The 19,638-nt window shown below is 39.5% G+C and carries 17 protein-coding genes; 14 read left to right on the plus strand and 3 right to left on the minus strand.

Annotated features, from left to right (window positions below; genetic code table 11):
• The 7 genes from ADHAQ_RS24555 to arsB all read left to right on the plus strand — a co-directional run.
• The coding region (locus ADHAQ_RS24555) for a hypothetical protein (protein WP_034256593.1) at positions 1-356 on the plus strand (356 nt) is incomplete at its 5' end.
• A gap of 384 nt (positions 357-740) precedes the next feature.
• Positions 741-1,073, plus strand: coding sequence for an ArsR/SmtB family transcription factor (locus ADHAQ_RS0105120; RefSeq protein ID WP_026462027.1), 333 nt, complete (start codon positions 741-743; stop codon positions 1,071-1,073).
• A 37-nt stretch (positions 1,074-1,110) separates the two neighbouring features.
• Positions 1,111-1,680 (plus strand): DUF6428 family protein, encoded by a 570-nt coding sequence (locus ADHAQ_RS0105125; protein WP_026462028.1) that lies wholly within the window; start codon positions 1,111-1,113, stop codon positions 1,678-1,680.
• A gap of 62 nt (positions 1,681-1,742) precedes the next feature.
• Positions 1,743-1,940: an arsenate reductase/protein-tyrosine-phosphatase family protein gene (locus ADHAQ_RS28940; RefSeq protein WP_342667269.1), complete on the plus strand. Its 198-nt coding sequence runs from the start codon at positions 1,743-1,745 to the stop codon at positions 1,938-1,940.
• Positions 1,941-1,953: 13 nt separating this feature from the next.
• Positions 1,954-2,163: a low molecular weight phosphatase family protein gene (locus ADHAQ_RS28945; RefSeq protein WP_342667270.1), complete on the plus strand. Its 210-nt coding sequence runs from the start codon at positions 1,954-1,956 to the stop codon at positions 2,161-2,163.
• Positions 2,164-2,196: 33 nt separating this feature from the next.
• Positions 2,197-2,976 (plus strand): metallophosphoesterase family protein, encoded by a 780-nt coding sequence (locus ADHAQ_RS0105135; protein ID WP_026462029.1) that lies wholly within the window; start codon positions 2,197-2,199, stop codon positions 2,974-2,976.
• Positions 2,977-3,003: 27 nt separating this feature from the next.
• Positions 3,004-4,083: an ACR3 family arsenite efflux transporter gene (gene arsB, locus ADHAQ_RS0105140; RefSeq protein WP_026462030.1), complete on the plus strand. Its 1,080-nt coding sequence runs from the start codon at positions 3,004-3,006 to the stop codon at positions 4,081-4,083.
• 242 nt (positions 4,084-4,325) lie between these two features.
• On the opposite strand, the gene ADHAQ_RS0105145 is transcribed toward arsB, so the two are convergent.
• The 3 genes from ADHAQ_RS0105145 to ADHAQ_RS0105155 form a co-directional block, all read right to left on the minus strand.
• A complete protein-coding gene (locus ADHAQ_RS0105145) occupies positions 4,326-4,835 on the minus strand; it encodes a GAF domain-containing protein (RefSeq protein ID WP_026462031.1) in 510 nt (169 codons plus the stop codon).
• A gap of 615 nt (positions 4,836-5,450) precedes the next feature.
• Positions 5,451-6,845, minus strand: coding sequence for an undecaprenyl-phosphate glucose phosphotransferase (locus ADHAQ_RS0105150; protein ID WP_026462032.1), 1,395 nt, complete (start codon positions 6,843-6,845; stop codon positions 5,451-5,453).
• Between the two features lie 603 nt (positions 6,846-7,448).
• Complete coding sequence (locus tag ADHAQ_RS0105155) at positions 7,449-8,351, minus strand: lipid A deacylase LpxR family protein (protein WP_157433348.1); 903 nt, start codon at positions 8,349-8,351, stop codon at positions 7,449-7,451.
• A 186-nt stretch (positions 8,352-8,537) separates the two neighbouring features.
• Between ADHAQ_RS0105155 and ADHAQ_RS0105160 the strand changes: the two genes are divergently transcribed.
• The 7 genes from ADHAQ_RS0105160 (at position 8,538) to ADHAQ_RS0105190 (ending at position 19,587) form a co-directional block, all read left to right on the plus strand.
• A complete protein-coding gene (locus ADHAQ_RS0105160; protein ID WP_034256594.1) occupies positions 8,538-9,011 on the plus strand; it encodes a DUF4112 domain-containing protein in 474 nt (157 codons plus the stop codon).
• Positions 9,012-9,280: 269 nt separating this feature from the next.
• A complete protein-coding gene (locus ADHAQ_RS24565; protein WP_034256595.1) occupies positions 9,281-11,398 on the plus strand; it encodes a T9SS type A sorting domain-containing protein in 2,118 nt (705 codons plus the stop codon).
• Between the two features lie 72 nt (positions 11,399-11,470).
• The gene (locus ADHAQ_RS0105170) at positions 11,471-12,853 is read left to right on the plus strand and encodes a deoxyguanosinetriphosphate triphosphohydrolase (protein ID WP_051359721.1); all 1,383 of its coding nucleotides are present in this window, start codon (positions 11,471-11,473) and stop codon (positions 12,851-12,853) included.
• Between the two features lie 210 nt (positions 12,854-13,063).
• On the plus strand, positions 13,064-15,145 hold the full coding sequence (locus ADHAQ_RS0105175) for a M3 family metallopeptidase (protein WP_026462036.1): 2,082 nt from the start codon (positions 13,064-13,066) through the stop codon (positions 15,143-15,145).
• A gap of 402 nt (positions 15,146-15,547) precedes the next feature.
• A complete protein-coding gene (locus ADHAQ_RS0105180) occupies positions 15,548-15,910 on the plus strand; it encodes a hypothetical protein (RefSeq protein WP_026462037.1) in 363 nt (120 codons plus the stop codon).
• Between the two features lie 268 nt (positions 15,911-16,178).
• Positions 16,179-17,501: a M16 family metallopeptidase gene (locus tag ADHAQ_RS0105185; RefSeq protein ID WP_026462038.1), complete on the plus strand. Its 1,323-nt coding sequence runs from the start codon at positions 16,179-16,181 to the stop codon at positions 17,499-17,501.
• 19 nt (positions 17,502-17,520) lie between these two features.
• A complete protein-coding gene (locus tag ADHAQ_RS0105190; RefSeq protein WP_026462039.1) occupies positions 17,521-19,587 on the plus strand; it encodes an insulinase family protein in 2,067 nt (688 codons plus the stop codon).
• The last annotated feature ends 51 nt before the right edge of the window (positions 19,588-19,638 follow it).

Below are 19,638 nucleotides of genomic sequence, written 5' to 3' on the forward strand. Positions count from 1 at the left end.
TGGCCTTCACCCTGATCCTTTCTACTGTAACTTTTGCCAATGGGGCAAAAGATCAGCAACGTTTTGATGCTGCTCTGGAACAGACAGCCCGAATAGAAGTTCGTCACTTGCAGGAGTTGCTTCGCTTTAACGAATATGAATACATCCAGATCAAGAAGTTAACTGAAACGCAGTTAGCGGATGTGCAACAGGTACAAAAAACAATGGAAGCCGCTTCAGTAGAACTGCATGTAAAACTACACCAGATACAGGAAACTCATACTGCTCAAGTATTAGCCTTACTAAACCAGAACCAACAGAAAGCTTTCGCTGCTTACTTAGCCGCTAAACAAGCTAACTTACTGGCTGCTCTTTAACCTTTACCTAATACCATTTAACCTTTACTTTACCTACCACTTAATCCACTAAGCCAGCCGCCCAGCTGGCTTTTTTTATGTGAAAATTTGTAAAATTTAGTATATTGATTGTTGACTATCCTTATTTATTTTTAATCCACTCCTTAATTCCTACTTATAAGTATCCTTCTTTTAAACCTTATTTGATGATGATCAGCTAGTTCCTTTGATTATTAGCTAACTATATGCCTTTAGTTTATTTTAGAAATTTTAAGTAGCTAAATTTCCATACAAGATTCATAAAAACTAAATTCATATTACCTTCTTTAAATTTTACACATCAAATTTCTGTTAAACTTTTTAATTTAAAACATTAATCGCAATTTTACGATTAAGCAAAATAGCATGGGAGTAACAAAAACACAAAACTTTAAAGAAGAGCAAAATAAAGTAGCTGTTTATGCTAGAGTTATAGCGCATCCTGCTCGCGTAGCCATTCTCCAGTATTTACTAAAACAAAAAACCTGTATCTGCGGAGATCTGGTAGATGTATTGCCACTAGCTCAGGCTACTGTTTCCCAACATTTAAAAGAATTAAAGGCTGTAGGATTAATAAAAGGGACTGTAGAAGGTACAAGTGTATGTTACTGCATTGATAAGCACAAATGGGAAGAAGTAAGAGATGTATTCTTTAACCTTTTTGCTAATCCGGTGGAATGCCAGGATAAATGCTGTTAAAATTTTTTATCACTATTAATCGTAAAATTGCGATATTATGAACAATCCAAACTTAATGAATTGGCAATCTTTCAAAAACGAATTATTGCAGCATCCTGAAAAACATTTACAGTTTCAGTATGGCGAAGAACAACTGGTGGATGTTTCTTATCATATTACAGAAATTAAGCAAGCTCCTATTATTTCTGTTGATTGTGGCGGCCAACTCAATAGCTGGACGGAAATAATTGTACAGTTATGGGAGCCGGAGCAACGGGACAGCAACCGGGAAATGAAAGTGAGTAAAGCGCTATCTATTATTGCTACAGTAGAGAAAGTTTTACCGCTTAATCCGTTAGGAATTGTAAAAATAGAATTTGGCAACTCTACGTTTGCAACCCGCCAGATGTACCCAGGTGAGTTTATCTCTTCCGGTGAAAACTTTATCATCAACCTTTCTCCGGACTCTGTGCAGTGTAAGGCGGTAGAGCGTGGCGGTAGTTGTGGCGTTAACGATAAAGGAGAAGAATGTTGTGCTCCTGTTACAGAGAAAAAGAAAGTTCAATTAATCCAATTACCAACTATTTCTGCTAACACCAGCTGTGCTCCGGGCTCAGGCTGCTGCTAATTAAAAGGTTATTTACCAGCTAAACCAGCAGATACCTTTCTGATCTACTATTATTACCTATCATGAAAAACATACTTGTTCTATGTACGGGCAATTCGTGCCGAAGCCAGATAGCCGAAGGGTATCTCCGTTATTTTTCTCAGGATCAGGCAAATATATATAGCGCCGGCATAGAAACACATGGTGTAAACCCAAAAGCAATTGCTACCATGGCCGAAGGCGGTTTAGATATTTCAAAAGCATACTTCCAACCACATTGATGAGTATCAGGAGGTGACCTTTGACTACATTATAACCGTTTGCGACCATGCCCGGGAAAACTGCCCTTACTTCCCTTCCCAGGCAACCCGTTTTCATCAAAACTTTACAGATCCGGCAAAGGCGACAGGAACAGATGAAGATATTAAAGTCTTATTTAGACAGGTGCGGGATCAAATTAAAACTTATTGCCAGGAGTTTACAACTACTTACATCCTGAATTAGAACGCGTCTGGCAAATAAACCTTGAAAATTTTTATGAGAATAGCCCTTTTTAGTGATATACACGCCAACCTACCGGCCTTAGAAGCTGTTTTTGCCGACATGGACAAACAAAACCTAGATGCTGTTTACTGTTTAGGTGATTTAGTTGGTTATGCTACTTGGCCCAACGAAGTAGTAGCAGCCATCCGGCAAAGGAAAATTCCCACTATTGCCGGAAATTACGATGAAGGCGTAGGCCTGGCTAGTCCTAATTGTGGTTGCGCCTATAAAACCGACACCGATAAAAGTTTAGGCCAGCAATCTATAGACTATACCAATAGCATTGTTACGGAAGAAACGCGCCAATATTTAAGAATGCTGCCGCGCCATCTGCGCTTAACATTTATGGATGAGTCAAAGGCTGAGAATAAACTGGATGTGCTGCTGGTTCACGGCAGTCCCCGCAAAATAAATGAGTACCTTTTTGAGGATAGGCCGGAAAAAAGCTTTCTGCACATGTTTGAAGAGGCTCAGGCCGATATTATGTTCTTTGGTCATACGCACAAGCCATACCACCGGGTGTTACCCTATGACAAAGAAAAACAAACCCGGTACCGCCATGCCATAAATATTGGTTCGGTTGGTAAGCCCAAAGACGGTGACTCTCGCAGCTGCTACGTAATTCTGGAGCTTACTCCTGCAAGTACTTTAACTAATCCAGATAGCATTAAAGTCGAATTTATTCGGGTGGCTTATGATGTAGAGAAAGCGGCGCAAGCCATAGAAGCCAGCCCATTACCCAATGAGTTCGCCGGTATGTTACGGACAGCTTAATTTTTAAAAGTAAGAATAATAAATAATATGAGTCAGTGTAATATAGATAAACGAAAGCGCCTTTCGCGCTTAGACCAATTTTTAACCTTATGGATATTCCTGGCCATGGCCGTTGGGGTACTTATCGGATATGTTTATCCGGAAAGCGAGCAACTTATAAATTCTTTTCAGGCAGGTGGCGTAAATGTGCCTATTGCTATCGGACTGATTTTAATGATGTACCCACCTTTGGCAAAAGTAAAATATGCCCAACTAGGACGGGTATTCGAAAACATTAAAATCATTACTTTATCACTGGTGTTAAACTGGATTATTGGCCCCGTGCTTATGTTCTTTTTGGCCATTATATTTCTACGGGATTACCCGGAGTATATGGTTGGCATTATTTTAATTGGCCTGGCCCGGTGTATTGCCATGGTGTTGGTGTGGAATGAACTGGCCGAAGGCGACCGGGAATATGCGGCGGGATTGGTAGCCTTTAATAGTATTTTTCAGGTTTTATTTTACAGTGTTTTTGCTTTTGTATTTATAACCGTTTTGCCAATCTGGTTTGGCCTGGAAGGCCAAATAGTAGATATAAGCATGGGTGCTATTGCTGAGAGTGTAAGTATATACCTGGGAATTCCTTTTTTATTCGGATTCTTATCTAGCTTTATCCTTCGTAGTTTAAAAGGTGACGAATGGTATAATCAGGTATTTATACCGGCTATAAGCCCAATTACTTTAGTCGCCCTGCTATTTACCATTGTGGTCATGTTTAGTTTGAAAGGGAATTTGATTGTGCGCATTCCATTAGATGTTGTACGAATTGCCATTCCACTAGGCATCTATTTTGCTATTATGTTTGTTGTAAGCATCTATATGGGAAAAGCACTAGGCGCGAACTATGCGCAGAATGCCTCCGTAGCCTTTACGGCAACCGGAAATAATTTTGAATTAGCAATTGCAGTAGCTATTGGGGTTTTTGGATTGAATTCAGGACAAGCTTTTGCCGGAGTAGTAGGACCATTGATTGAGGTTCCGGCTTTAATAGGTTTGGTTAATCTGGCTTATTGGTTTCGGAAAAAGTATTATGGTAAAACTCCCGTACTGGAAACGACTATTTGATTTTACAACTACCCGCGAGTTAATTCTATCTACGTTAGGTAAAAAACACAGCCCTAAATTTTATGTCTCTTTATAATAAAAATAGCCTGCCCGTAATGGCAGGCTATTTTTATTATAATTATTTTGGTTAAGCTTATTAGTAGCGCAAGACGTTAATATTTGTTATCAATACAATTATTCAAAAGTAAAATGTATTGATAACAAATATTTTTATTTCAATACCTTAATAAATTAATCCTTGGTTAATTCTTATCTTTTTCAATCTCTTCCATTACCACAGCGGCCAAACTTTCCAACATTTTCTGGTCAGAAGCGGAGAATTCCCTGGGCTTCTTATCTACAATACAAACAGCACCTACATTAAATCCATCAGATGTTTTTAAAGGAGCTGCTGCATAAAACTGCAATCCAAAGTCTCCTGTTACTAATGGGTTTGCCAGCAAACAAGGATCTTGCTTAGCATCCTCAAAAACAGTAACATCATCGTTGAGTATTGCCAGGGAGCAAAGGCTGGTGCCTCTGGGTACTTCCGTTACCCCGTTCATGCCAACATCTGCCTTTGTTCTAACAAAATCTCTATCAACTAAATTAACCAAGGCAATAGGTACATTAAACAACCGTGAGGCAATAGCAGCTATGTGTTTAAATGGCCCTTGCTCATCATAAGAACCTAATATATCCAGGCTATGTAACTTCACTAACCGTTCTTCTTCATTAGATGGTATTATAGGTCTACCAAAGGTATTCTGCATATTTTATTTATAATTTAATCATATACTGATATAATTCAGTAGTTGCTTTGCAAAACAAAGATAGGACATTAAATATTTTTGATACTATTCGGCAAATGTACTTCCTCTATAATATAAATTTAGAATGCTAGCTAGACTAACTAAATCATAAGTTTTCAGATTATTATAAAAATATATTAGGTAAAAAATCTATTTAACTTTTTCGTGATGGGCTTAATACCGAAACTCAGAAGTGAAATATTTTTATTGCAATTCCCCATTATTTTTTGTTTACCTATAGGCGGTGTTGCTTGATAGCTGTAGACAACCAAATAATTCCATTGAGGTCAACTACCAACATGTACGGGCATAAAAATGAGGTCAGGGAGAATTAGTTTAGAAAGAAGGGTGTAGTCTGAAACTAGACTCAGTAAATAATTTTCTTTAAATAGGTTCTAAAATAGGTTGTTGGGCAAACGAGGAATTATACGCGGCCATAAGAATTAATAAACAGGAGCGGTAGAAAAGCAGAAGAGCTAACGGAACCTTTTCACTTTAGCAGCTTTAACGCTTTCGCTGACTGCTGGTGAATTTGTTCTGTTAGCTCCTTTAGTAGCTTTATTTGTAGTGCTTTCCTTAGTAGGCGTTCTCACTGCCCCGGATCGCCTGCCACACCGTCAAAAACACAATCTTGATGTCGAGCAGCAACGACCAGTTCTCCAGATACCAGATATCTGCCTCTACCCGCTTGGCCATACTTTCTGTTTCTTTTGTTTCGCCCCGGTAGCCGTTTACCTGCGCCCAACCCGTTATACCGGGTGTAAGGAAGTGACGCACCATGTAGTTCTCTATTTCCCCGGAATAATCTTCTGTATGCTTAAGCATGTGCGGACGAGGTCCCACTACTGACATATCTCCCAGTAACACGTTGATAAACTGCGGCAGCTCATCAATGCTGCTCTTGCGCAGAAAGGCCCCTACTTTCGTTACCCGCATATCCCCTTTCGTAGCCTGCTTGTTATCGGAATCTGCATTAACAGCCATACTCCTGAACTTAAAGCAATAGAAGGGCTGGTTGTTTTTACCGGATCGCAACTGCTTGAAGAAAACCGGTCCTTTGGAATCCAGCTTGATGATCAACCCCACCAGCGGAATAACCCAGCTCAGCACAAACACTAAAATCAGCAGGGAAAAAGAAATATCAAAAATTCGCTTCAGCAGCTCGTTTGCCTTGTTCTCCAGCGGCTCTACCCGCGGGGAAAGAACCGGCAGACGATAATCCGCACTGGAAAGAATATTCTGTGCCAGCAACTCGTTCATGTCCGGCAGCATCCTAAACCGCACCATGTGCTTATCGGCCAGCTGCATGAGCGACTTAATGGTCTTCAGATCTTTATTAGGCAACGCGCAGTACATTTCCCGGATACCGGCAGCACTTACATATGCCATACATTCTTCTACTTTGCCCAGGATGCTGTAGCCGTCCTTGGCCGGAGCTGCATTATTATCAAAGAAACCTTCTACCTTATATCCCAGCTGTGGATTAGAAGAAATATAGTCAGCCATTTTCATGCCTACCGGACCAGCTCCCACAATAACTACTTTGGTAAAGTCCATCCAGAAGCGGCGCTTGGAGCGGCGGATCACCAGGAAGTTGAACTTCCAGAACATAATCAAAAAAGACAGCAGGGCAACTGAATGCAAAGTAAATTCAAACGGAAAGCTGAAACGCGGAAAAAGCATTCCTAAGCCAAAAGCCGCACAGAAATACAGCAACAATACGTACAGCGTATCCAGCATAGTAGGACCCGCATCCCGGTAGATGACATTGTTGTATTGACCAACTATTTTGCTGCAGTAGGCCCAAAACAGGTTTAAAAGCAAAAAGTTCACCTTGTAGTACTCCGGCAAATCGCCTGAAGCCGGATACAGATCATTAACCAGTAAAGCGATAAAAAGGCAAAAGTTTAAGAGAAAATAATCCGTCAAGACATTGATCCACTTAAACAACGTTCTGTATTTGTTTGCCATACCCTTATTGAAAATATAAACTCACTCCTTATTACCTGATCTATTTGTACACTAAGTTAATGCTTTATAAGCAGATACCAAACTTTTGTTGCAAAAATTAACAAATCCTTGATATTATCATATAATATATTTAACAAACCACCACTACCATTGAATTTATTATAATGCTAATGCAAAAAAAATTCACATACTTAATAGTCTTTTTACTTCTTGAACTTATTGTAAAAAAGACAGAAACATTTAACTTGCTTTAGTCAAACATTAATCTGTAATTTTTGTTCCAGATAGTTTAAATAAAGTGTTATTTTTCTGTAAGCTTTTACACTTCTAACTTTTGGGGTGTAGTAGCTGCCAATAATTAAATAAATTTTTAGCCCCGTCCCTTGTCTATTTTAAGAACTATTAAATGTTCTTCTAAAAAATTCCAGCATTTTCCAAATAAAAATTATAAAGATATTTATGATATCTGCAATTATGGTTCTACGAAACTCTAAATATTAGGTTAAACAAAAAGATATAATTATTTCAACTTATTATTAGAATCGCCATAGAATATCAGCTAATCAAAAATTTAGGAATTTAGCTAAAACCCAATTTCAATGATTAAAAAGCAACTGCTAAATTAAATTGTATCCACTTGTGGTGGCGGGCACCAATAAATTCAGGAGTGCTCCAAATTATTGATGAACCAAAGCCAAAACCTTTATAAGCACAAACCAAACCAGCTGTTTTATGCCAGATGCCCCTTTTTATCTGATCTGCCCGTAAAACAGCGGGGCTGGTTTTATTTAATAACCCACCCTGAAGGGTAGCATTGTAACCTACAACCCGGGCCTCCAAACTACCTTGTGCATAAAATTGAAATCTTTGAAGATTTACCCTATTCTCTTTTGACGATACACCTAAATTTTGGAAATAGGAGTTTAGTTTTCCGACCCGGGCCAAAATAGTGCCCGCGGCATTGGTATTTAGCGTTCCTAAAGCAACTTTTCCACCTCCTATTAATTCAAAAGTATTACCAAAGGAAAGTAGTTGTTTTTGCAGTTCAACCCGATAACCCAGCACCAAATCTGTCCGAACCTGATAATCCCAACCCAATGGCTTAGGGTTATTTGTCCATTCATGTACCTTTGTCTGGAAACCCTTAGCCCCGGCTTCCGGACCTATAATCCCAATATCTACCCCACTAGAAATTCGCCAGTTCTTTAGCGGGTTATTTAAAACCAGGTAATGCGATGTATAAATATAAGCGGCATAGGGACGATCGTTATATCGCAAATTAGGATCTGTAATTTTTAGCGGGGTAAATCCATCATATACCACCGCTACTCCATAATACCGTTTAGCCGGGTTGCGGCTCTTAATGGTTAGTTTAGTTAAAGGAGATTTCTGTAGTTCAGGCCAAACCATGTTCAAGGTAATGCCCTGCGTGAAATAATAATCAGTTCGAAAGGTAGCATCGTTGGAGAAAGTACTAATCAAAATCTTATCCGTACAAGTCGCCATGCTATCGGGAGGTATGGCGGCTAAAAGCTGAGGGCAGGATAAAATTAAAAGTATACCGGCAATGCTTTTATATCCATTGAGAACTTTTATAAAATTAAAATCTATCTTGGCCACCACCAATTAGTAACAATTCAATATCACTTTAGTTTTTGCTACGTAAAGCTAAAAAACTTCTAAATATTTCTAATGGAACCTGCAAATACTCCCGCTACTGACCCGAGGCTCCGCTGGATTGAGGCTGTTTCCACGTTTATGGATAATCAGTTTAAAGTACCGGGCACCAATTTCAGATTTGGATTAGATCCTATTTTAAGTTTTATTCCTATTGGTGGCAGTGTAGCTAGTTTTGCTATTTCGGCAGGCTTACTTCTAACTATGCTAAAGTATGGGGTAAGCCGCAAAGTCTGGATACTGATGCTGGGCAACCTTGCCTTAGATACAATAATAGGAAGTATTCCCATTATTGGAAATATTTTTGATTTCACTTTCAAGGCTAACCAACGCAATGTAAATCTGCTTAAAAAACATTACCAGGAAGGAAAATACATGGGAAGTGGAAACGGTATTATCTTCATGGTTATTCTGGTAATTCTTATTCTGCTGTTCCTGTTAGTGTACGGAGCCTGGAAATTAGTGCATTACCTGCTTTCATTAGTGTAATACCTCAAAAGGTCAAATTATATTTCCGCATTTTGAAAAGGTAAACATCCATCTATAAAGGGTTTACGTAGCTATTTAAGTTTAGAAAAATAGCTACGTATACTAACATAGTACTGAGCAATTGGTAATGATGAATAGTAAATTTTTCACCTAATACAGCTATAAATATCTAGTTAAAATAAATATTAGGCCTCTTTAATATTGAAAGTATTTTATAGATCTTTCAGGAGCTAAATAAGGAGTATCCCACTTTGTAAAAAAGCAGTATTATGTCTATAAATTATTTACACCATAAAATATTACTCTTCTTTTTTACTATTTCACTTTTATTAAAAAGCTTACCTACGCAAGCCCAGGAAGCCTGCATGATAATACCCGCTTCCTTACCTGATAGAATTGCAAATTCTGTTTTAATTATTGAAGGCAAAGTAACTAAACAATATTCTTATTGGGACAGCCAACATCAGAACATTTATACTAGTAACCAGATACAGGTTTTTAAAACCTTGAAAGGCGAATTACCGCAAGGGAAAACAGCTATAGAAGTAATTACTGAGGGCGGCACAATTGGAACCACAACCCACCATTTCTCCTCCACTTTAACATTTACACGTAATCAGCAGGGCATATTGTTTTTAGAAGCCTCTAAGTTACCAAATCCCACTGTCACTACCTCTCCAATATTTAGTGTATACAGCAGTATGCAAGGCTTTATCCGGTATAACCTGCCCTTAGACGAAGCCCAGGAGCCTTTTCAATTCTATTCCAGCATTTCGAACCAACTGTACCTAATGCTTAGGCAGCATCCGTCAATTAACATAAAGGTAATTAGCCCAAATCCCGAATTAGAAGCTGCGGTAACACGCACCTCGGGCTTGGCCAACCCCGCAGCCCGCACCCAGGCCACACCAGTATTTAATAGTTTTTCTCCGGATAGTATCTCGGCCGGCACAAATGCTGTTTTAACTATTTCTGGTTCTAATTTTGGTGCAACCCGGGGAAATGGTTTTGTTGAATTCAGAAATGCTAATGATGGTGGTGCTACTTTTATTAAACCACTTGCTTCTGACTATATATCGTGGAGTGATAACACTATTAAAGTACGGGTACCAAGTACTACTGCAGACGGCGGCGGAGTAGCCGGAACTGGCCAGATCCGCGTAACCAACAACCAACTTCAGAGCAATACCAGCTCCAACATGCTTATTATAAACTTTGCTGTTTCTAATGTTACCAAGGATGATGTTGCTTACCCGGCGCATTTGATAGACAAAGATAACCTAGGTGGCTATACCTTTCAATTTGCAAACTTTCCGGAAGCGGCCCGCCAGGCCTTTACCCGCTCGTTGCAAAACTGGACGTGTTATACTACTGTAAATTGGCGAACCAATGAGCAGGTACAGGCGCCAGCCTCCACGGCTTCTGACAATATTAATACGGTTAGGTTTGTAGCGGGTAGCTCTTTACCGGCCAATGTTTTAGGCCGGACTATTAGCCGATACGAAGGATGTGAACTTAAGGGCCGTAACGATTATTTTGCTCGTGAGTTAGATTTTGAATTTAATATAAATATAGCCTGGAACTTTAGCCAAGGCAATCCAATATCGGGCCAATACGATTTTGAAACCGTAACCTTACACGAACTTGGGCATGCTCACCAATTGGGGCATCTTATTCAACCAGGAGCCGTAATGCACTATGCCATTGCCAACAACCGGGTAAACCGCATGCTAAATGCTCGGAGCGACATTAATGGGGGCAATTATGTTGTTAGTCGAAGCTTTCAGCCTAACTTTTGTGCAGTTTTACCCATGCAACCTTTAATAAGTACTGACTGCACCCTACCTCCTGCTTTACTTAGCTTTTCTGTTTCCAGGCAGCCAGATGGGCCCACGCAGCTTTCCTGGACAAGCCGGAACGAGCAAAATATAAATTATTATGCCATAGAGCGTAGCTCAGATGCCATCCGATGGTTTCGGATTGGCCAGGTAAAAGCCACCGGCAACAACAATACCTACAGCAGTACAGACCCCATTAACCTGCCCGGCCTTACCTATTACCGCTTGCGAATTGTTTTTACCAACCAGCAATTCAGCTATTCTCCTATCAGGCAGGTAGGCACCGAAGCAGCAGTGGCTACAGTCCGTATTTTCCCTAATCCATTACTAAATGAACAATTGCATTTTGAGTACCAAGCTCCAACCAGCGGCGATGTAACCTTACGTATTTTTGATTCCGTAGGCAAAGTTCATGCGCAAGCTATCAGACGGGTAAACAAAGGCGAAAATCCGTTTTACCTGAATGTGGCAGGATTAGGCAAAGGCTTTTATGTATTACAGTACACACAGGGCAATAATTCAAACGCTGTAAAATTTATAAAACTTTAAACCTTATTAAGCTAATTGTTTTCTTTTCTTTATTTGTGCTGTACATTCAGGCCCTACTAGTTACCAATAGGCATGAGCAATATAACACAAATGAACTGGGAGAAACTTCTTTCGCGCAAACGGTACGAGGGGCAACAATCTTTATCGGAATCAGAGGAAATGGTTCGGGGGGAGTTTCAGCGCGATTACGATCGGATCGTTTTTTCATCAGCTTTTCGGCGCCTGCAAAACAAGACCCAGGTAATGCCCTTGCCCGAAAGCGATTTTGTACATACCCGCTTAACACATAGCCTGGAAACATCTTGCGTTGGCCGCTCTCTGGGCCGAATAGTAGGGAAAAAAATCCTGGAAAAATATCCGGGGTTAGAAAAGAGCAACCTGATTAATGAAGCTAATTTTGGGGATATAGTGGCTGCAGCCTGTCTGGCCCATGATATTGGCAATCCGCCTTTTGGCCATTCCGGTGAAGATGCCATTTCAGCATTTTTTCAGGGCCCGGAGGCCTCTGTCTTTTTACAAAACTTAACAGATACGCAGCAAGCTGATTTGCAAAACTTTGAAGGCAATGCCGCTGGTTTCCGGATTTTAACCCATACCTACCCAGCCCAATGCAGTTTACCCGGCGGGCTAAGCCTAACCTATACCACATTGGCTACTTTTACCAAATATCCTAAAGAAAGCCTGCCCAAAATACCTGACACTAAAAATACCAGTGAAAAAAAATACGGCTTTTTCCAAAGCGAGAAAATCTGGTTTAAAACGATTGCCGACGAATTGGGTCTGCTTTCCAAAACACAAACAGGTGAAATTTTTTATCACAGGCATCCGCTTGCCTTTTTAGTGGAAGCCGCCGATGATATTTGTTACCGGATAATTGACTTTGAAGATGGTTGCCGGTTAGGCTTAATTCCTAAAGATACAGCCGAGAACCTCCTTAAAGCTATACTGGAAATGCCCGAAGGGAAGAAGTCGCGGTTAGAATTCTATGATTGGCGCGAGCAGATTGGATTTTTACGGGCAAAAATAATCAGCAAATTAATAGCCGAAACCGCTGAGATATTTTTAGCCAACGAAACCGAAATTTTAGCAGGAACTTACGACAATCCTTTAATCTCGGAAGTATCAAGTAAAACAATCCTGAATCAAATAAAAAAGCTATCAATAGAATCTATATACAAAAACCGGGCAGTGCTGGAAATTGAGGCAGCTGGTTTTGAGGTACTGGGCGGTCTGCTGGATATATTTTTGAATGCCGTTTTCAAGCCACAATCACGCCGACACCAGAAAATACTCGATCTTATTCCGGATCAGTATCTAGACATGAACCGACAGGTACATCCGGATGAATACGAGCGGATTTTACAAATTACAGATTTTATATCAGGGCTTACAGACCAGGCAGCTATTAACTTATACCGCAAACTAAAAGGAATATCTCTGCCCAAAGGGTATTAAACAAAACGTCATTTTTCGCAAAGCGCCTTAACATCAATTTTTACTTTTTAAAAAACTCTCCTTACCATTTGTAGCTATATAAAAAAGTATAGCGAGCTTAGATTGAAATTAAATTCCCGGTCATTATCCTTTAAAAATTGCAATAAACCTTTTATAACTCTGCCAATTAATTTATATTTAAGTATATAAATTTAAGAATACCAAAACAAGATGTCTAAAAACTCATTAAAACTAATAACTCAAAACTGGCAGGCTTACCTGCTGATGGTGTACCTCTGCTTACCTTTTACAGTACAGGCACGTCCCGCAGCTAATAACCCTATTTTAATTAGTTTTAACCAGAGAATAAACTTTAATAAAGTCTCTCCTGCTGATATAAAAGTTGCTACCGAACAGGTTATGGCTGATTCTAAAGCCTCTTTAGTTAAAATATATAACATTAAAAACGGCCAACACACCTTTGCAAACACCGCATTGGCTTTGGATAATTTATATGATCATTTTAACACCATAGCCGGCACCATCAACATTTTAGCTAATGCCAGTCCGGATTCAGCTATTCGGAACCAGGCCTTGCGTAGCCTGGAGGTTTTAGATAAATATGACAACCAACTAAGTCTGGATGAAAAACTTTACCAGGCAGTTAAAGCTTACGCTAAGGATGCGCAAAAGCTAACCGGGGGCCGGAAAAAATTTGTCAATGAATTAATAGAAGACTTTGAGCGCAATGGTTTTGCGCTACCTGCTGATAAACGTCAGGAACTGCAAAAGATAAACGATAAAATATCTGAACTAACGCTTAGCTTCAACAATAACATTGCTGCCTACAAAGATCAATTGCTGGTTGGCGAAGCAGACATGAAGGGTTTACCGGAAGATTATATTAATAGCCGCAAAAAAGAAGGCGATAAATATATAATTGGATTAGATGGACCGGCCTATTCTACTTTTATGAAATATGCCGACTCGGATGCTGCCCGGAAAGCTTTATTTATAAAGTATAATAATCGTGCTTCTGATAAAAACCTGACTCTGTTAAAGCAACTTTTAATTGAACGGCAGAAAAAAGCCAATTTACTCGGCTACCCAACCTATGCCGCCTACCTCACAGCTAGCCGGATGGTTAAAACGCCCACTACCGTTTGGGATTTTGAGAACAAACTAATAGAACAGGTAAAGCAAAAAACGCAACAGGATGTAAATGAACTTTTAGACGTTAAACGGAAGTACACTAAAAACACAACTATTGCTACTCTAAATCCTTGGGAAGTTTCTTATTTTAATAATCTACTGGTAAAAGATAAATATCAATTAGATCAGGAGAAGCTTAAAGAATATTTTCCGATGAATAATGTACTGGACGGCCTATTCCAGACTACCCAACATTTATTTGATGTAAAATACGAAGAAGTTAAAAATGCTGAGGTTTGGCATCCGGATGTCCGTTTGTTTGAGGTAAAACAAAATGGCGCTACAATTGGCCGTTTTTACCTGGATTTGTATCCACGTGAAAATAAATACACGCATGCAGCCTGCTTTCCAATTCAGAAAGGTAAAGCTTATAGCCAAGGCTATCAAATACCAACTGCAGCCTTACTTTGTAATTTTAATGCACCTACCGCCGACAAGCCGGCGCTGTTAACGCATGCCCAGGCAGAAACTTTTTTTCACGAATTTGGACATGTACTGCACAACATGCTTACCAAAGCCGAACTAGCCAGTCAGTCGGGCACTTCAGTAAAACGAGATTTTGTGGAGGCGCCTTCTCAAATTTTTGAGAATTGGGTTTGGGATTATAATTCTCTTAAGTTATTTGCCAAACATTATAAAACCGGCGAAGTACTGCCCCAGAGCCTGTACCAGAATATGCTGGCTTCGCGCAACGTAGGATCTGGCCTTGCCGCTTCTGCCCAAATTTTGTATGGCACCCTGGATATGACTTTACACGACAAATACGATCCAAACAGCCCACAAACTACAACAGATATATTAAAGGAAGTTTATAACAGAATAATGCCCTACTCTTTTGTAGAAGGCACAAACTTTCAGGCTGCATTTGGCCATCTAACGGGTTATGGCGCCAGCTATTATGGCTACCTCTGGAGCAAAGTTTATGCGGAGGATATGTTTTCGGTATTTGAGAAAAATGGTATAATGGACCAAAAAACTGGCTTACGTTATCGTAACCTAATTTTAGCCAGCGGTTCCAGCCGCGATGAATTTGATCTGGTAAAGGAATTCTTAGGAAGAGAACCTAACCAACAAGCATTTCTAAAATCTCTAGGTTTATAATCTCCTTTTACTTTAGAAGCAATAATAAAACAAGAGCGGCTCCTGTAAGAGCCGCTCTTGTTTTATTATCAGTCACCATACATGGCACTAAACCAATATTTTTTTTATTTATTTTGATAAATATTTATTATACATATAAATATTTATCTATATTTAAAAGGTTGAATTTTCATTGAATTTACTTAAAGGTGGCACAAAATAACTTTACCGCCACGATAAATTTTTCTTTGTGAAATAGTTAAATAAAAATAATACAATTAATTAAGACCCAAAATAGCCTGTAATTAAATTTTTAAGAAAACCAGGCCTTTTCTCATCCGTATTAAAGACCCAATATCACCAATGTTAACTAATTAATAAACATCAATTTAAGTGTTAAATATTTTTAATTGATATATCAGCATGAAAAAACTATTTACTTCTATATTCCTTTTGTTAGCGTTAGTCACTGCTCAGGCAGCTGAAAGTAACCCGGAAGAATTAAAATCACAGGCAACTGCATTAACCAGGGAATTAGCTCAAAAAATTGGACTTAATGAGCTTGAATACATAAAAGTTAAAAACTTTACTTTTGAAAAGTTATTGGCTATTCAGGAAGCAACCGAAAAGTATGCGAATGATCCGGAGGTAAAGCAAAAGAAAGTTGCTGAAATAGAAGAACAATTTGATAAAAATTTAATCTCTACGCTTTCGCCTAAGCAACAACAAAATTACCTGGCCTTAAAAAAAGCTACTAATGCCTCTACAATAAGTTCTTTAAAATAATAAATATACAATATTATATAGCGTAACAAAAGACCTGCCCTAATAAGGCAGGTCTTTTGTTGTTACTACCTCCTTCCTGTCAAATCCTTTAATGCCACTCCTACACCTCCTTGGTTATCCAGACAAAGCAGGCTAATATTTATAAAATTGCAGCAAGTATATAATTCTTTTGACTTCTGCCTGTTTTATTTAGAAAGAGGTAAAATCTTTAAGCAAACCTATATATTTGCTTCTCAATCACCTTTGTATTTAGCTATTAGTTTCCTTTATGAAAAAGTTTTTATTTACCTGTCTGTTGCTCTGCGGAGGGTTAGTTAGTTCCGCGCAAAGCAATAAGATAAATTTCACGGAGTATACGCTTGACAACGGCCTGCACGTAATATTGCACCAGGATAAGTCTACGCCCATTGTAGCTGTTTCGGTCATGTACCACGTTGGCTCTAAAAATGAATTACCTAATCGTACTGGCTTTGCCCATTTCTTTGAACATTTAATGTTTGCCGGCTCAGAAAATGTTGGCCCTGGACAATTCCCTATTTTGGTTCAGCAAGCAGGTGGCGAACATAATGCCAACACTAGTTTCGACCGGACTTTTTATTATGAAGTTTTACCATCTAACCAATTAGCACTGGGATTGTGGCTGGAGGCTGAGCGCATGCGCAGTGCAAAAATAGATCGGGCGGCTGTAGAAACCCAGCGGGCAGTTGTAAAAGAAGAAAAAAAGCAACGGATTGATAACCAACCATACGGTACCATATTAGAGAAGGCTTTCGCCAATGCTTATTCAGTACATCCCTATCGGTGGGTACCTATTGGATCAGATCAATACATCGATCAGGCTACTTTAGATGAGTTTACAGATTTCTACAAAACGTATTATGTTCCTAACAATGCTGTCCTAAGTATTTCGGGCGATATAGATATCAACCAAAGCAAGGAATTAATTCAAAAACATTTCGGCTCTATAAACCGGGGCACCCGCGGGATTATCCGGCCTACAGTACAGGAACCACCACAAACTTTAGAGAAACGGGAAATTGTTTTTGATGAAATACAGTTACCGGCTGTAGTGCAGGCTTATCACATCCCCCAGTTAGGCTCCCCGGATTTTTATGCCATTAGTATGCTTACCAATTTACTATCTGGTGGCGAAAGTGCCCGTCTGAATAAAGCTCTTGTAGATCAGCAGCAAATAGCTACCTACGTGGGTTCTTTTCCGATGGAACTGGAAAATCCCGGACTATTTCTGGCTTTTGCCATTGCCAATTTAGGAAAGGATGCCAATGAAGTAGAACGGGCCATGGATGCCGAAATAGAGCGCATTAAGAAAGAACCTTTAACTGACCGGGAGTTTCAAAAGCTGCGTAACCAGATTGAGAACAAATTTGTACAAAAATTCACTTCCAACTTTGGATTAGCCGAACAACTAGCTACTTACCAGCTCTTCTACAAAGACACCAACTTAATTAATACAGAGTTACAAAAATATTTAAATGTAACCAAGAACGATATTACCCGGGTAGCTAACCAGTACCTAACGAAAGAGAACCGTGTAGTTCTTCATTATTTACCTAAAACTACCCAGCGTTAATTAACAAGAGATAAGTAAAATGAAAAATATAGTAAGTTTCCTGCTGGCTTTTCTTTTAGGCATGCCAGCCGTTTTTGCCCAAACCAGACAAACGCCGCCGCCGCCGGGTCCGGCACCCGAAATAAAGGTAGGCGAACCGCATACTTTTGATTTAAAAAATGGCTTAAAAGTATTTGTGGTAGAAAATCACAAAGTTCCAACTGTTTCATTGGCCTTGATTTTAGATAACGATCCTTTTTTACAGGGTGAGAAAAATGGTTATGTAAATATAACCGGCTCTATGCTTCGCACCGGTACTAAAACCCGCACCAAAGAGCAATTAGATGAGGAGATAGATTACATTGGCGCCAGCCTGGAAACCGATGCCGATGGCATTAATGCATCTTCTTTAAAGAAACATGTTGTAAAATTATTTGAGTTGACAGCCGATGTTTTACTGAACCCACAGTTTAAGCAGGAAGAACTAGATAAATTAAAGCAGCAAATGCAAGCAGGTCTGGCCTCTGCCAAATCTGATCCTAATTCGGTGGAGAACATGGTTCGGAACACTTTGTTATTTGGTAAAAATCACCCCTTCGGTGAGCAACTTACCGAAAAAACCATTGATAATATTTCCTTAACTGATGTGCAGGGATATTACAACAATTATTTTAAACCTAATGTGGGTTACTTAGCTATTGTTGGAGACATAACCGAAAAAGAAGCAAAAAAACTAGTTAACAAATATTTTGCCTCCTGGAAAAAAGGTCAGGTACCTACTCATACTTTGCCCACTCCTGCTCCGGTAGAAGGAACCAGAGTAGCCATTATAGATCGGCCCGGTTCTGTGCAAACAGTTTTATCCTATTCAAACATTGCTGATTTAAAACCAGGAAGTCCGGTAGTAATCCCAACAGGGGTAATGAATACTATTTTGGGGGGATCTTACTCCCGGTTAATGAATAATCTGAGAGAAAAACATGCCTATACATATGGCGCTTATTCACAAATATCTCCCAGCAAATTAATCAGCCAATTTGGAGCTTTTACCAGTGTTCGGACGGCTGTAACCGATAGCGCCGTAGCACAAATGGTGCTGGAGCTATACAAAATGCGTGCTGGTCAGCCGGAAGCAGCTGAACTACAAAGAGCCCAGAATATGGTTTCCGGAGATTTTGCTCGTTCCTTAGAAAATCCGGCCACCGTAGCTTTATTTGCTATTAATACTGCCCGTTACAAGCTTCCTAAAGATTATTACACCAACTACCTGAAGCAAGTAGCCTCCGTTACGCCCCAGGCAGTAAATGAAGCCGCCCAAAAATATATTACGCCCTCCAACGCCTATATTCTGGCCGTAGGCGATGCCGATTATATTGAAGCCCGATTAGCTCGTTTTGATTCAGATAAAACAATAGAGTACTATGATGCAAGTGGCAATAAAGTAGCAAGAGCGCCTTTAACCATACCAGCAGGTTTAACTGCCGATAAAGTATTGGAGAATTACATTGCAGCTCTTGGCGGCAGAGCCAATCTGGAGAAAATAAAAAACATTACTATTACAAGCCGGATTATTTCCCCAGCCGCTACTTTGGAAATGAGTCAGATCCAAAAAGGAACAGACAAATTTCAGCAAGTTATCAAACAAGAAACAGGAGAAGCTCAACGCCTATTGGTTAATGGAGCAGCCGGTAGATCAATTAGTGGCAAACAGATTCGTAACCTTGCGCCGGTAGAAATCCAGAATCAGAAATTAAAAATGTACAATGCCGTTTTAAATTATGATAAACTAGGCGTAAAAAGAAATTTAATTGGCATGGAACGGATCTATGGTAAAGCTGCCTACCGCGTAGAATTAACTACAGCGGCAGGTCTTCGCCAGGTTCATTATTTCGATTCTGAAACAGGATTAAAACTGCGGGAAATTGATATTGAGGAAACCAACTATGGCAATGCTACGCAGGTAACGGATTTTGGCAATTACCAGGAAGTACACGGGATAAAGTTGCCGCACCGCACGGTTTTACATGTTGGCAACCAGGGCATAGCCACTGATATTCAAAACGTCCAAATAAACCAAAGTATTAAAGACGATCTATTTAAGCTATAGCCCCTAATCACAATATAAAAAAGGCTCCTGTTTAAAGTAGGAGCCTTTTTT

The sequence above is a fragment of the Adhaeribacter aquaticus DSM 16391 genome (assembly GCF_000473365.1).
Classification (GTDB): Bacteria; Bacteroidota; Bacteroidia; order Cytophagales; family Hymenobacteraceae; genus Adhaeribacter; species Adhaeribacter aquaticus.